The organism is Streptomyces turgidiscabies Car8 (genome assembly GCF_000331005.1).
Taxonomy (GTDB): domain Bacteria; phylum Actinomycetota; class Actinomycetes; order Streptomycetales; family Streptomycetaceae; genus Streptomyces; species Streptomyces turgidiscabies.
This window is the reverse complement of the sequence record NZ_AEJB01000212.1, coordinates 1-13,718: the sequence shown is the minus strand read 5'-3', so window position 1 is coordinate 13,718 and position 13,718 is coordinate 1. Positions and strand designations below refer to the sequence as shown.

The following is a 13,718-nucleotide window of genomic DNA, read 5'->3' as shown; positions in this document are numbered from 1 at the left end:
CCGCCAGTTTACCATCTCGTTGCGTAACTCAAGTAAATTCCGCCCCCGATGCGGCGCCCGCGAGCGGCCTGCCGTTCCGAGGCGGTCGCGGCAGCGGCTCAGGGCGAACCCCCGAGACCGACCGGATGCCATTCCCCGCGAAGAGTTGCTCCGTGAGTCAGCGTGCCGCCGTAGCCCCACTGGCGGAGTTCTCCGGACCGTCGCTCACCCGGAACACGGAGCATGCCGGCCGGAACCGGCCCCGCTCACGGAGTGGCACCGCCGAGCCAGTAGCCGAACCCCCGGCGCGTATGAATCAGCGCGGGTTGCTCCTGGTTCACCTTGCGGCGCAGTCGGGAGACGAGCTGCTCGATGGCGTTGCCGCCCCGGTACTCGCCCCAGACGTGCCCGGCGATCTGCTCCTTCGACAGCACCTTCCCGGAGTTGACCAGCAGGTGCCGCAGCAACCGGTACTCCGCCGGCGTCAGATCGAGCGGACGCTGCCCCCGGCGCGCCTCACACAGGGCGTCGTCCAGGGCCAGATCGCCGTACGACAGTGCTGTCATCCACCGTTCGGGGCACCGGCCGCGCAGCAACACCTGGACGCGGACCAGGACTTCGGCGATCCGGAACGGCGTGGTCACGTAGTCCCGCCCGACCGGACCCAGCGCCGACAGCAACGCGCCCAGGGAGTCGGGGGCGACCATGAAGAGAACCGCCGGACGTTCACCGGTGACGCGATGCCGTCGCGCCAGCACGTCCAGGTCCGACAGGGCCAGGTCGAGCACCACCAGGTCGAACCGGAAGCCCCCGAGCCGGGTCAGCGCCTCGGCCCCGGAGCACGCCATGACGACCGGGTAGCCCGCCAACTCCAGTGTCGTCGAGAGCAGTTCGGCGATCAGAGGATCACCGGCGATGACCAGGATGTGCCGGCCGCGACCGTCGGCCGGTGCCTGCGCCGGCTGCTCGCAACCGCCGGCCTGGGAAAGAACGTTCATACGGGATCCAGGGTGAGGTGGGCCGCAGCGACTTCAGGGCCGTCGTCCGCCTCGATGACGGAGAGCAGGTCGTCGACCATCCGGTCCACGAAGCCGGTCAGGCGCCGGAGGTCCTGGGACGACCACCCCATCAGCGACATGCGCATGGTGCGGCACTTGACCTCTCGGATGCGGGCCACCGCCTCCGCGCCCGCCACGGTGAGCCGGACGAGCTGCGCGCGCCGGTCGTCGGGGTCGGGGACCCGGGTGACGTAACCGGCCCTCTGAAGGTGCTGCACCTGCCGGGTGATGTGCGAGGCCTCCACGGCCAGCAGGTTCGCCAGCTCCCCGGGGCGCAGGGGTTCGGAGTCGGCGATCTGCCGCAGGAGCACCACGGCGGCCCGGTCCAGGGGGACTCCGGCCAGCTCTCTCAGCCGCCCGTGCTGCCTGGCGTGGTAGGCCAGGTGAGCGATCCGGTTGAGGTTCCGGTCGATCTCGGCCACATCGCTCTCCGCCGGAGTGAGGGTTTCCGACGACGGCGACACGGGCCCGCTCACCATGTCCACATCCCGCTTGTCACCGTGTCCGCGTCCCGCTCGCGCGACTCAAGCACAGCACCCACTCCCCTTCCGGGCTCGACCTCGATCCACATTAGCTTGCTTGACTCAAGTAATTCAATGTGCTTGCCTGACTCAAGCAAAACGGAGTTCGTCGCCGTCGGCAACACCCCGGCGGCTCACGGCGGACCCCCGCTCGATCGCTCGACGAACGCAGGAGCTCTCATGACCCGCACCACCTGACCGTCCGCACCACATCTGACCACCCTCCCCGGTGACCGCCCAGGTCACCGAAGCCCGCGCCGCGAAGAGCCGCGGGCACCCGGACCGGGGCCGCCTTTGAGCGGAGGAGGCCCCGCCGCGCCGAACCCGTGGGGACGGGGACCGGCGCGCTCCCCGGGCCCGGCGCCGGACAACTCCCCCCGTCCGGCGCCGGGTCCGGGGCACATCCACCCCGGTTCGACGGCGACCCTCGTGACCGCTCGGCAGCCCCCGGCCCACTCCCCCGGCGCACAAGGCCGACAGCGCCGTCGGCACCGTCCCGATCACCCGCCCACCTTCGTCCCCCGGGCTGTGCACCCCGAAACGAGCGATACCGGCCCGACCGGTATCAGGAGACGGAAGGCAGGACACCGTGATGAGGAACTCCGTACGAGCCGTATTGGCCGGAGCGGTCGCGTGCGGCGCGCTGGTCACCGCGATCACCGTCGGACGCGGCGGCGACGACGATCAGGCCCCGCCGCAGGGCCCGTACGTGGCGCTGGGCGACTCCTACACCTCGGGCCCGGGGATTCCCTCCCAGGCCACCACGCCTGCGGGCTGTGCCCGTTCCGACCGGAACTATGCCTCCCTCGTCGCGCGTCAACTGGCCCTGGACACGGCCGACTTCCGGGACATGAGCTGCAGCGGAGCGAAGATCGCCGATCTCTCCTCGCCCCAGTCCACCCAGGACGGCGTCAACCCGGCCCAGCTTTCCGCGCTCACCGCGAGGACCGCGCTGGTCACGATCGGCGTGGGCGGCAACGACATCGGTTTCGCCGCCACGGTCCAGGAGTGCGTCAAGAAGGGCGTCGTCCACCGGCTGACCGGCAGCGGCAGGTTCACCGGGAACGACGCACCCTGTCACGGGGAGTACGCCTCCGACGGCGCCGACGAGGTAGCGCGGCGGATCGACGCGGCGGGGGCACGGCTGAGCGGCGCACTCGCCGAGGTGAAGCGCCGGGCACCGCGGGCCGAGGTGTACGTCGTCGGCTACCCGGCGATCCTGCCGTCCGAGGGGAACCGCTGCGACGACGACATGACACTCGCCCCCGGCGACGTGCGGTTCCTCGACGCCAAGGAGCAGCAGCTCAACGCCGCCCTGCGCAAGCGGGCCACGACCGCCGGCGCGGTGTACGTCGACACCTACGGGCCGTCGGTCGGCCGTGACGCCTGCGCGGCCGGGGGCACCCGCTGGATCGAGCCCCTGATGCCGGTGGCGGACGCGGCCCCTCTTCACCCCAACGAGCGAGGTGAGCGCGGGATGGCCGACGCCGTGCTGCGCGCCCTGAAGGCCACGGGATGAGCGCTCAAGTCTCATGAGGCGGACAAACCCCGCGCAGCCCGGCCGACACCCCCAGAACCCACCCGTCCTGCCAGCAACACCCCTACACAGAAGGCGAGTTACCCATGTCCACCACGATGAGGTCCACACACACCGCGAAGGACAAGGTCGAGGTCGTCGACGTCGAACGCCCCGTGCCCGGCCCCAAGGACGCCCTCATGCGCGTCCGCGCCTGCGGCATCTGCGGCACCGACACCTTCTTCCTCCACCTCGGCGGCATGCCCGGCGCCGACGGCACCATCCGGTCCATCCCCCTGGGTCACGAGCCCGCCGGCGAGATCGTCGAACTCGGCGCCGAGGTGACGGGGCTGAAGGTGGGCGACCGCGTCGTCGTCAATCCCCAGGGTGTGTCCTCGGGCATCATCGGCTGCGGCGGCGCGCACGGCGCCATGAGCGAGTACCTGCTTCTCGACGACTGCGAGGTCGGCAGAACGGTCGCCGTCTTCCCCGACACCGTCCCCTTCGACGTGGCCTCCCTCAACGAACCGATGGCCGTCGCCCGGCACTGCGTCAACCGCTCCGAGGCCACCTCCGACGACACCGTCGTCGTCTTCGGCGCCGGTCCCATCGGCCTGGGCGCCACCATCTGGCTGAAACTCCGCGGCGTCAAGCACGTCGTCGTCGCCGACGTCATCCCCGAACGCCTCGAAACCGCGCTCGCCGTCGGCGCCGACGCCGTCATCAACTCCCGCACCGAGAACGTCACCGAGCGGCTCACAGAACTCCACGGCCAGGCCGCCAACGCCCTCGGGCAGCCCCGCCCCGCCACCGACATCTACATCGACGCCGCCGGCGCCCCCGCCGTCTTCAACACCACCGTCGACTCCGCCAAATGGGGCGCCAAGCTCGTCATGGTCGCCGTCCAGAAGAAGTCCGACCAGATCGACCTCGGCGGCATGCTCCGCAGCGAGCTCACCCTCATCGCCTCCCAGGGCTATCCGACCGAGATCTTCGAGGTCACCCCGGAACTCGTCGAGCACCACGAGACCTTCGCCAAGCTCATCAGCCACCGCATCCCCTTCACCGACATCGACACCGCCTTCGACCTCGCTCTCACCCCCGGAGCCGCCGAGAAGATCGTCATCACCTTCGACGAGGGGGACACCGAGTAGGGCGATCAGGCCGGTCGGTCCGGCGGCGGGCGGAGACCGGGGAGTCGGGCCTTCCCGGACTCCGCCCGTGGCCCCACCCGAGGCCTCGCGGTCGCATGCGCCGTCGGCCTTCGGTTTGTGCTGCCTCCCGTCCCGTGGGCAGGCGTCCCCACCTGCGGTGAGGTCGGTGGCGGGCTCCTTGAGGCCTTGGCGCGGGGTGTTGACCGCCCGGGCGAAGCGACGGGTTCGGAGAAGGAGGGGGGTCGGGAGGGTCTATCGTGTCGGCATGTCCGTCCCTGAACTGATTCGTATCGTCTCCCGCGACTCGCCCATGGCACTGGCCCAGGTGGAGCGGGTGCGTGCCGAACTCGCCGTCGTACACCCGCAGATCCGCACCGAGGTCGTCCCCGTGAAGACGACCGGCGACAAGTGGATGGGCGATCTGTCCCTGGTCGAGGGCAAGGGGGCGTTCACCAAGGAGGTCGACGCCGCGCTGCTGGCCGGTGAGGCCGATCTCGCGGTGCACTGTGTGAAGGACGTGCCCGCCGACCGGCCGCTCCCGGCCGGCACGACGTTCGCCGCTTTCCTCAGGCGGGACGACATCCGTGACGCCCTGATCCACCCGGGCGGCCGCACCCTGGACGAGCTGGCGGACGGCACCCGGATCGGTACGTCCTCGGTGCGCCGGATCGCCCAACTGGCCGCGTCCCACCCGCACCTGGAGTGCGTGCCGTTCCGCGGCAACGCCAACCGGCGGCTGGAGAAGCTCGCGGCCGGGGAGGCGGACGCGCTGCTCCTCGCCGTCTCCGGGCTGGAGCGCATCGGCCGGATGGACGTGGTCAGCGAGGTTCTCTCCCCGGAGACGATGATGCCGCCGATCGGCGCGGGCATCCTCGCCCTCCAGTGCCGCGAGGGCGACACCGAGCTGATCGACACCGTCAGCGACCTCGGCGACCCGGACACGCATCGGGAAGCGACGGCCGAGCGCATGTTCCTGCACGTACTCCAGGGGCACTGCAACAGCCCGATCGCCGGGTACGCGAAGGTGGCCCGCAACGGTGAACTCTCGCTGCGCGCCTGTGTGTTCACTCCGGACGGCAAGGTCCAGCTCAACGCCCACGAATGGGCGGGCCGCCTCGACCCGGCCACGCTCGGCACATCCGTCGCGGTGGCGCTGCTGCGGCAGGGCGCGCGCGAACTGATCGACGACATCGCGCACTGAGGCCCAGGGAGCCCAAGGCGCAGGGCACAGTGCACGACGACGGGGGAACGAGGCACGGGAGCACGGGCCGTCCGGCGGCAGCGAAAGGCGGCACGCCGGTTGGGCCCGTGGCCCGGGCTCAGGTGGGTTCCGTCTGGCCCTTCTGGTCCCGCTGCTCCCTCAGCTCCCGCTGCTCCTTGAGGAAGTCGCTCGCCTGGTGGGCGACCCCGTCACGGGCCGGGCCGTGGTGCGCGCCGGTCCCGGTGAAGTCCTCGGGCAGGCCGATCCCGCCCGCCCAGAGGTGCCTGGGGGTCCACTCCTCCTCGACCCGCAGCTGGATCTGTACGTCCACCTGCGCCAGCGAGGCTTCCGGACCGGCCGCGTAGAGAACGGCCGTGGCGCGGCGCAGCGGATGGACGTCGAAGCCCTCGATGAACTGTGAGTTCCGCCAGTCGATGAAGGCGCCCTCGCCGTCGGGACCCAGCCGGATGTCGATCTGGCCGTCTTCCAGATGGACGCCGAAATGCCGGTCGCCGCGGTTCTCGACGGTCACCCGGAGGCTGAAATAGGTCAGTCCCTCGGCTGCGTCGTCCCGCCCGCGCGGCGGTTCGGCCGCCACCAGACGGTGGACGCGGACACGCAGGCCGGCATGCTCGTCGTACTCGTGCCAGTCCCCGACCACGTTCGGCTCGTGCACAGTCCACCTCTCGACCTCGGATGGCTGCTTCCTATCCTTGTGCCCGGCGCACAGTCAAATGAGCAGAATGCGCTGTGGCCAGCGAATTCGCCCCCTTGATCACTGATCAAGCGGTGTGCAGCGGAAATCCGCCGAAGGGCCCTCTCACACCAGGTGGGCGCGTGCCGCACATCACGTTCCGGTGCAAGGTGGTGACCGGCGTTCAGCGGGCCAGCCGGCCGAGCAGCGAGGAGGCCACGACGACGCTGAGGACGGCGGCGACCAGCAGGACTCCGAAGTCGACGGCGAGGTTGGCCGGGGTCCCGAGGAGAAGACCGCGCAGGGCGTTCACCTGGTAGCTCAGCGGGTTGATCCTGCTGACGGTCTGGAGCCAGCCCGGCATCACGCTGACCGGGTAGAGGGCGTTGGAGCCGAAGAAGAGCGGCATGGTGATGGCCTGGGCCATTGCCTGTCCATAAGCTATTCATATGGACGCAGACGAGACGGACGAGCAGCAACCAGGCCGCCAGCCACTGACCGACCGGCGCATCTCTCGATTGTCCCTTCCCCGCCACGCCCGCCGCAGCGCTGCCGACTGGAGCGGGGAGAGAGCCGCCATCTATTGCCGCATCTCGCACGCGGATGACGACGACCAGACAGGCGTGGACCGTCAGGAGCGAATCTGCCGAGACACTGCCGAGCGCCTGAACCTCACGGTGCCGAGCCCCCTGGTGTTCGTGGACAACAACCGATCCGCGTGGAAGCGCAACCGCAAGCGCCCCGGGTGGGACGCGTTACTCGAAGCCGTCGGCGAAGACCAGGTACGGCACATCCTCACCTACCATCCGGACCGACTCATGCGGCAGCCGCACGATCTCGAACAGCTCTTGCAGCTTGCCGATCAACACGACATCACGCTGCACGGCCAGGCCAACCGGCGTGATCTCTCCGACCCCGACGACCGGTTCTTCCTCCGCATCGAGGTAGCACATGCATGCCGCTCCAGCGACGACACCTCACGGCGGTTGCGCGACGCCACGGTTGACCGAGCCCGGGACGGCCAGCCGCACGGGGGCAAGCGCCGATTCGGCTACGACAAAACAGGAACCGCGATCATCACGGCGGAGGCCGCCACCGTCCGAGAAGTCTTCACCCGATACCTGGACGGCGAGACCCCCACTGCTCTGGCCCGCGCACTCAACGAGCGCAACGAGCGGACGGCCCTCGGACGCGAGTGGAACGCCGACAGCGTTCGAGCCCTTCTGGACAGCCACCACGTCGCGGGCATCCGCGTCTTCCGAGGCGAAGAGGTCGGCCGGGGCCAGTGGCCCGCGATCATCAACCAAGGTCTCTGGCAGGAGGTACGCGATCGTCGTACGTACCGGGCCCCGGCCGTTCCGAACAGTCAGAACGAGGACAACCGCTTCTACCTGTTGCGCGGCATCGTGATGTGCAAGCGGTGCGGCGTGCGCATGGCCGGCTCCATGGGCAAGTACCTGTGCGGACGCAGCCAGCGCACAGACACCAAGTTCTGCGGGCGCAGCGCCTCCGCGCCGACGCTGGAAGCGTTCGTGACCGACGCAGCACTCAAGCTGTTGGAGCGGCTGGACGTGACCGGCAGCACCGAGCCGCCGAGCCTGACGACAGCAGATCAGGCAGCCATTGAGGCCGACGAGGAAGAGCTAGCCGAGCTGAAAGACATGTGGGAGGCCGGAGAACTGAAGACGCGCGAGTATCGCGCCATGCGTAAGACGGTGGAGGACCGGATCGCTCAGATTCGCCGCAAGTTGGTGGTCCGGCCAGCCGTTGAGGTGCTTGAAGGCTTGGTGGGTACCAACGCCCGAAGCGCTTGGAAGGCGTTGACAGACAGAAAGCAGTACGAGCGGATGAACGCCGTTCTACGCTTCCTCTTCGGCGCTGTGATCATTGATGCCTCATCGACACGAGGCCGAGCCTTCGACTTCGGCCGTGTGGACATCGAGGCGAACGAGCTTTAGCGCCCGTCCGGCGGATCTTTCCGGGCCCGGCGCGCCTGGCACGGCTACGTTGTCAAAATTATCCAAGTGCGCCCACAGCTGGCCCCGAGCTCCCGCCGCCATACTGGGCAGCGCCAAGGTTGGCCGGACAATCACGCGAGCGACGGCCACCGATCGGCGGCCCACTCCAGCCATCCGGACCACCCAGGAGGCGGACCTCCAACCTTATGTCCGTCGAGTTCCGTGACGTCGGGCTCCTCGAACAGAGTCCTCCAGTGCACGAGGTCCGTCTCGCTCATCGCGAAGGTCTGATCAGGGGTGGTCGACTGGCGATGGGCGATCCGAGCACGTTGGGTCTCATGGTCTACCGGCACGTACACAAGGTGACAGGACGCGCCCACAGACATCACCAACCAGCGGATCGCGGACCTCTCGTCACGAGACCAGCATCCGAAATCCAGGACCACGTTCGTTCCCAGCTTCAACGCCTCCAGACCCAGCCAGAGCAGCCGTCCTTCCAGGACATCGCGCTTCCCATCCGGCTGCGGATCGCCAAACAGCGGGATCATCCACTCATCCGGCGTCAGCCGCAGCGCGCTGTGCTCCTTTGCCAGCTGCCGAGCTCTCGTGGTCTTTCCGGCCCCTGGCAGGCCGACCGTCAGAAACAACGTCGTCACACCCAGAGCTTGTCACGAAGAACCCAAGCGGAGGACGACTGCTCTTTCTGCCGAGATCGCCGGGCCACGACGCGGCTCGGTAGCACGATGACGTCCCGTGGCGGTGACACACGCCTCCAAGGTTCTCGCCGGGGGTTCAGGGGTCGCGGTGAGAGGCCTTACGGTTTCCGGACGGCTTCTGGATCCACGAACGGATGTTGCAGAAGCCGGGCCAGACGCCGCGCTCCTTGAGTGCTGATCCTGGTCGGGAACTTGGCACACACCCGCTCCAGATGCCGGGCACGCTCTGCCTCACGATCACGCCGTACCGTCAGGTGATCACCTCCTCACGGCTGGAGCTGATCTCTTCGCGGGCGATCTCGCGGTTGAGTGTCAGATCGTCCGCCATTCCGGCGGCGATGAGTGCGGCACCGGGGGTGTGCCCGGAGCCGACGTAGCGCCAGTTCCGTTCGGTGACAGTGCCGGGAATGTCGGCGTGGCCGACGTGATGGGCACGTTCGGCACGCAGGGCCGCGTATGTCGTCGAGTAGGCGCGGGACTTGGTGAGGATGTGGCCCCGGTAGCCGAGGGTGTGGGCCCAGGCGCGGAGGCTGAGGGGTTCGCACTCGGGGAGGCCGCCGAGGCGCCAACACACCCGCATGAGGGTGCGCACGTGTGCGGTGACGGGTGCGGAGTCGATGTCGTCCCGGGTGGTGATGGGGTGGTCGGTACCGGCGCCTGTCTCGCTGGCTCCTTTGGTGACGTACTTGGCGACGTACGCGGCCACGGCGTCGTCGTCGGGTCCGTCGCCGTCGGTATGCAGTTGCCGGGCGTCGACTTGGACGCCCCAGCGCAGGGTCAGTTCGCCCACGGCCGGGCTGTAGGGGGTGTGGACCAGGACCCGTCCGGCGGAGGCGTGTACGGCGTCGATGAGCAGTTGCGCGGTGCCCCAGGCCGGGGGTTCGTCGGTGGGCCCGTTGGGGCCGTCGAGGCGTATGACGGCATGTACGTGGACGGCCGCGCGTTTCTGGTATTCGGCGACGCGGGCGAAGGACAGTCGAGCGTGGTCGGCGAATCGGGACTGAACGAGGCCGGCTGAGGAGGCGAGGCGGCGCCTCACGTCGATGACGAACCGGTCCCACAGCTTGGAGGCGTGTGCGTGCCACAGCACGTGGGCGGTGTAGTCGTAGCAGCCGCCGCACAGCGGCTCGCCGACGGCGAGTGCGTCCGGGGCGTGGACGGCGCCGCAGCCGAGGGGACGCCCGTGTTCGCACGTTCCGCCGTCGCGGCGCGGTCGGCAACGCTCGTTCCCGGCACGATGGACCGGCCCGAAGGAGGGCGCGGTCAGGGTGATGAAGAGGCGGGGGCGGTTGCGGACGGTGGTGGGGATGTTCTTGCCGCCGAGGAGGCCCGCGCGGACGAGGTGGAAGGTGTCGCCCGCGTGGAGTCGGGAGCAGGCCGGGCAGACGGTTGCGCGCCGGTTGCGGCAGCGGACGGAGAGCCGTTCGCCGGGTTCGGCGCGAGTGTCGTAGTGACGGAGGATCTCGCCGGTTGCCGCGTCCAGCGTCGTTGTCGACCCGGAGAGGTGGATGGGGTGGGTGCAGCCGCCGGTAGCGGTGATCTGTTCCAACCAGCGGGGGAATTGGGGGTGTTGGGCGATGCGGAGGGCGTCTCGGTCTGTTTCGGGGAGTTGGCGCAGGCGCGCCGCGCGGTCGAGGACGGCGCGCCTGTCGGCCGGGGTGGTGGGTTGCGGGGTGATGGTGGTGACCTTCCGGGGTGGGCCGCCGCAGCGGCACGGATGCGAGTAGGTGGCGGGGCGTGGGTCATGGGGATCACTCCTTGCCGGTGGGTGGGGTGCGGGTTGGCGGGGTTCAGCGGATGGTTCCGGTGCCCCGGCAGACGCGGCAGCGTCGGAGCCGTCCGGTCCAGGTTTTGCGTGCTCCGTCGCCCTTGCAGACGGTGCATCTCACTCGGCGCATAGGCATGGCGTGTGTCCCTTCCTGCATGGTCTAGAAGTGGGAGAAGCCGCTGAGGACCCAGGTGACGAAGCCGTTGATGGTGAGGCTGACGGGGGTCTGGCCGAGGTAGAGGCCGAACAGGGCGATGCAGACCGCTTCCCAGGCGCGGACGTCGCGGGCCCGGACGAGGAGGAAGGTGATGATCCCGAAGACCACGACGAGCGACACGGCGGCACCTGTGCTGATCATTGGGAGTCTCCTTCGAGAGCGGCGAGCGCGCGGGTGACGGTGGGCAGTTCGGGCACCAGGCCCGCGTGCTTACGGGTGACCGCGACGGCCTCTTGGGTGGGGGTGAGGTGGGAGCGGGCACGGTTCCAGCCGCCATCCGGTCCGGTGCACACGGCCACGCCCTGTTCCTGCGCGGTGATCGACTGCGCTATGGCCACCGCGTCCTTGTTGAGGTCGCCGAGGATCATTTCGGCGGTGCCGGGGTCATTGACCCGGTGGCAGATCCGCCCACCGAGCTGAGCACGCAGCGCGGTGACCCCGGGGCCGAGGTCGGAGCCGACGCGTTGGCCGGCGACGACCAGGTGGATTCCGAGGGCGGCGCCGAGTTGGGCCAGGCGTAGCAGGAGGGTGGAGCACTGTTCGGTTTCTGCTTTGCTCTCGCGTCTGCCGTCGGAGAGGTAGAGTTCCGCGATCTCGTCAACGATCACGACGACTGGTACGGGCCGGAACCTGACGGGCAGTTCCCAGATGGATCGGGCCCCGGCCGTCCGGCAGACGCTCATCCGGTCCTGCATCTCGATCACCAGCGCGGCCAGCACCGCGACCGCCTCACGACGGGAGGTCGCCAGCGCGCTCAACCGGTCGCTGAACAGGCCGAGTTCCATGCCGCCCTTGCAGTCGATCCCGACCAGGGCAACGGTCTGTGGGGCGAGTTGGGTGATCAGCCGGGCCAGCAGGGTGGACTTGCCGGAGCGGGTGGCCCCGGCGATCAGCCAGTGCGGCACCACCAGGAGATCCACCACCCACGCGCTCCCGCTCTCCAACACCCCGATGAGGGCCGAGAGCAGCGCAGCCGGAGCAGTAGCCAGGCCGGGGTGTTGCAGCGGATCGGTGGCCGTCGCCGTCAGCAGCACCAGCCCCCGTTCCGGCGAGGTGACCCGCACCGCGTGGACCTTCCACGCGTGCACGAGGGCATCAGCCGCCTTGAGGTACATGGCCGGGGTCTGGCCCGCATGCAGCCGCACCACCACAGTCAGCCCCATGCGGGTGGCACGCGGGAAGGAGATGCGCGGTGCCACCGGCCGCAGTGGATCGCCCTTGACGACCAGGTCACCGAGCAGTCCGCGCGGCGGACGGCGGGAGACGGCAAGGTCGGTGAGGACGGCCACCTTGCGCCAGGTGAACACGACCCGCCACGTAGCGGCCGGGTATCCGGCGACGTACCAGTGCCAGACCGGGCGATGCCGCCCCAGCAGATCACAGCCGCCCAGCACCCAGACGAGGACCGCCAGTCCGAGGGCGATGGCGAGGATGGCGGTCATCACGCACCACCGGTCTTTAAGGCGCCGGTCACGGGGGTGATGGCGTCGGCGCGGAAGCTGACGCCGTGCCGGTCACCCATCGCCCACATGAACGCGGTCAGCCCGGTGACCTTGAGGATCACGCCTTCCTCGATGCCTTTGGGTTCGCCGGTGACGGCGATCTCGATGACGGAGATGCGCCGCCGGTCCTGTCGCACGGTGACGGCGACGGTGTAGACGGCGTTGCCGTCCCGGTCCTTCTTGACCTCCTGTGTCTCCTGGTTGCTGATCTTCACTTCCGGGGCGATGGCGCAGCGCAGTACGCCGAGCCGCCCGGTGTCCACGGGAATGGACTGCATGTCTGTGGCCTCCTTGGCCGTTCGGGGCGCCTGACATATTCAGACGTCACTTGTCCTTACGAGTGATGACTATGAAGTGCTGTACGGCGGGGACGCAAGTACTTATGCTGACGAGTGATGTCGCGCGTGCGACGTGACTACGATCTGAACCCGGAGATGCCGCCATGTCGGAGATCCAGCGCCCCGGAGCCCTCTACCAGCAGGTGGCCGCCGCCATCAGGGAAGCCATCCTGTCGGGCGAGTTCGCCCCCGAATCCCTGGTGCCGTCCGAAGCCCAGCTCATGGCCCGCTACGGCGTATCCCGCCCCACCGTCCGCAACGCGATTGCCGCCCTGCGAGCGGAAGGCCTGATCGACGTCCGCCACGGCAAAGGCAGCTTCGTCCGTTCCACCGGGCAGCCCGCCCTCACCCTCGAACGCCGCATCACCCGCACCACCGACGGCACGTTCGCGCTGCCAGGCGGTGACACCTGGGATGAGGCCGAAGAGCCCAGCACCTACCGCACCCACACCACGAAGGACACCGGCCGACTCCTCCAACTCGGCTTGGAAGAAGCCCTGTTCGGATGCGACCGTCTCCTGATCGACCCGGGTTCCGGGACACGCGCCATGCACCGCACGCTGATCCCCTTCACGACCGCCGAAGGCGTACCGCTGCTCGCCGAGGAGCCGTCCACGCGCCCGGAAGCGCTCTACGGATTGCTCACCGAGGACGGGCACAAGCTGTCCTGGACCGAGACGGTCCGCGCCCGCATGCCGCTGCCCGACGAGCGGACCACGCTCCGACTCCCGGACGCGACCCCGGTCCTGCACCTGGCACGCGTCACGCACGGCACCGACGGCCGCCCGCTGATCCTCGAAGAACTGCGCACCGGCGCGGACCGTGCCGAACTCGCCTACCGGATCACCGCCGACAAACAGCCCGCACGACGCACCCGCGCCTGAGTGCCGACGGACATCGGTCGAAACAGCCTTCACTTCCTCAAGGGCGCGCCTGCGGCGCGCCGGGGCGCCCGGCCGCCCCGGCCGGGCGTGCGGCGTGGCCGCCGATCCCGTCCGGACGCCAGCCGCCCCACACCGCAGCACGCACGAGGAGTTGAGGCGTCGACCGGCAGTGGCAGGCCGGGGCGTGGCGGGTCGGGGCGTGGCGGTCGGGG

General features: G+C 69.4%; 13 protein-coding genes and 1 pseudogene. 5 read left to right on the top strand and 9 right to left on the bottom strand.

Annotated features, from left to right (window positions below; all coding sequences use genetic code 11):
- Positions 1–245: 245 nt before the first annotated feature.
- Both STRTUCAR8_RS14115 and STRTUCAR8_RS14110 read right to left on the bottom strand, forming a co-directional pair.
- Positions 246–977: a response regulator transcription factor gene (locus STRTUCAR8_RS14115; RefSeq protein ID WP_006376437.1), complete on the bottom strand. Its 732-nt coding sequence runs from the start codon at positions 975–977 to the stop codon at positions 246–248.
- Positions 974–1,516, bottom strand: a complete 543-nt coding sequence (locus STRTUCAR8_RS14110; RefSeq protein WP_044472185.1) for a MarR family winged helix-turn-helix transcriptional regulator — start codon at positions 1,514–1,516, stop codon at positions 974–976. Before STRTUCAR8_RS14110 ends, STRTUCAR8_RS14115 begins: the two co-directional genes overlap by 4 nt.
- Positions 1,517–2,150: 634 nt before the next feature.
- Here STRTUCAR8_RS14110 and STRTUCAR8_RS14105 point away from each other — a divergent pair.
- The 3 genes from STRTUCAR8_RS14105 to hemC all read left to right on the top strand — a co-directional run bounded on the left by STRTUCAR8_RS14105 (position 2,151) and on the right by hemC (position 5,429).
- Positions 2,151–3,077, top strand: coding sequence for an SGNH/GDSL hydrolase family protein (locus tag STRTUCAR8_RS14105; protein WP_044472184.1), 927 nt, complete (start codon positions 2,151–2,153; stop codon positions 3,075–3,077).
- Between the two features lie 104 nt (positions 3,078–3,181).
- Complete coding sequence (locus tag STRTUCAR8_RS14100; RefSeq protein ID WP_006376427.1) at positions 3,182–4,228, top strand: zinc-dependent alcohol dehydrogenase; 1,047 nt, start codon at positions 3,182–3,184, stop codon at positions 4,226–4,228.
- A gap of 265 nt (positions 4,229–4,493) precedes the next feature.
- Positions 4,494–5,429 (top strand): hydroxymethylbilane synthase, encoded by a 936-nt coding sequence (gene hemC / locus STRTUCAR8_RS14095; RefSeq protein WP_006376404.1) that lies wholly within the window; start codon positions 4,494–4,496, stop codon positions 5,427–5,429.
- Positions 5,430–5,547: 118 nt separating this feature from the next.
- Here the strand turns inward: hemC and STRTUCAR8_RS14090 are convergent, their stop codons facing one another.
- Together STRTUCAR8_RS14090 and STRTUCAR8_RS51270 are read right to left on the bottom strand one after the other, a co-directional pair.
- Complete coding sequence (locus tag STRTUCAR8_RS14090) at positions 5,548–6,105, bottom strand: hypothetical protein (RefSeq protein ID WP_006376407.1); 558 nt, start codon at positions 6,103–6,105, stop codon at positions 5,548–5,550.
- Between the two features lie 202 nt (positions 6,106–6,307).
- Positions 6,308–6,550, bottom strand: a pseudogene (locus STRTUCAR8_RS51270) (ABC transporter permease); the annotation flags it as partial.
- Between the two features lie 22 nt (positions 6,551–6,572).
- Between STRTUCAR8_RS51270 and STRTUCAR8_RS14080 the strand changes: the two are divergent.
- Positions 6,573–8,081, top strand: a complete 1,509-nt coding sequence (locus STRTUCAR8_RS14080) for a recombinase family protein (protein WP_006376417.1) — start codon at positions 6,573–6,575, stop codon at positions 8,079–8,081.
- 131 nt (positions 8,082–8,212) lie between these two features.
- On the opposite strand, the gene STRTUCAR8_RS14075 is transcribed toward STRTUCAR8_RS14080, so the two are convergent.
- From STRTUCAR8_RS14075 to STRTUCAR8_RS14055, 5 genes are all read right to left on the bottom strand, one after another.
- Positions 8,213–8,737 carry a P-loop nucleotide/nucleoside kinase family protein gene (locus tag STRTUCAR8_RS14075; RefSeq protein ID WP_044472182.1) on the bottom strand — a complete coding sequence of 175 codons (525 nt, stop codon included), beginning with the start codon at positions 8,735–8,737 and terminating at the stop codon, positions 8,213–8,215.
- Positions 8,738–9,047: 310 nt separating this feature from the next.
- Positions 9,048–10,415, bottom strand: coding sequence for a replication initiator (locus STRTUCAR8_RS14070; protein WP_078507192.1), 1,368 nt, complete (start codon positions 10,413–10,415; stop codon positions 9,048–9,050).
- Between the two features lie 310 nt (positions 10,416–10,725).
- Positions 10,726–10,923: a hypothetical protein gene (locus tag STRTUCAR8_RS14065; protein WP_006376424.1), complete on the bottom strand. Its 198-nt coding sequence runs from the start codon at positions 10,921–10,923 to the stop codon at positions 10,726–10,728.
- A complete protein-coding gene (locus tag STRTUCAR8_RS14060) occupies positions 10,920–12,224 on the bottom strand; it encodes an FtsK/SpoIIIE domain-containing protein (RefSeq protein ID WP_044472180.1) in 1,305 nt (434 codons plus the stop codon). Before STRTUCAR8_RS14060 ends, STRTUCAR8_RS14065 begins: the two co-directional genes overlap by 4 nt.
- A complete protein-coding gene (locus tag STRTUCAR8_RS14055; protein ID WP_006376418.1) occupies positions 12,224–12,562 on the bottom strand; it encodes an SCO3933 family regulatory protein in 339 nt (112 codons plus the stop codon). Before STRTUCAR8_RS14055 ends, STRTUCAR8_RS14060 begins: the two co-directional genes overlap by 1 nt.
- A 164-nt stretch (positions 12,563–12,726) precedes the next feature.
- On the opposite strand from STRTUCAR8_RS14055, the gene STRTUCAR8_RS14050 reads away from it, so the two are divergent.
- Entirely contained in the window at positions 12,727–13,506 is a 780-nt protein-coding gene (locus tag STRTUCAR8_RS14050) for a GntR family transcriptional regulator (RefSeq protein ID WP_006376431.1), read from the top strand.
- Positions 13,507–13,718 lie beyond the last annotated feature (212 nt).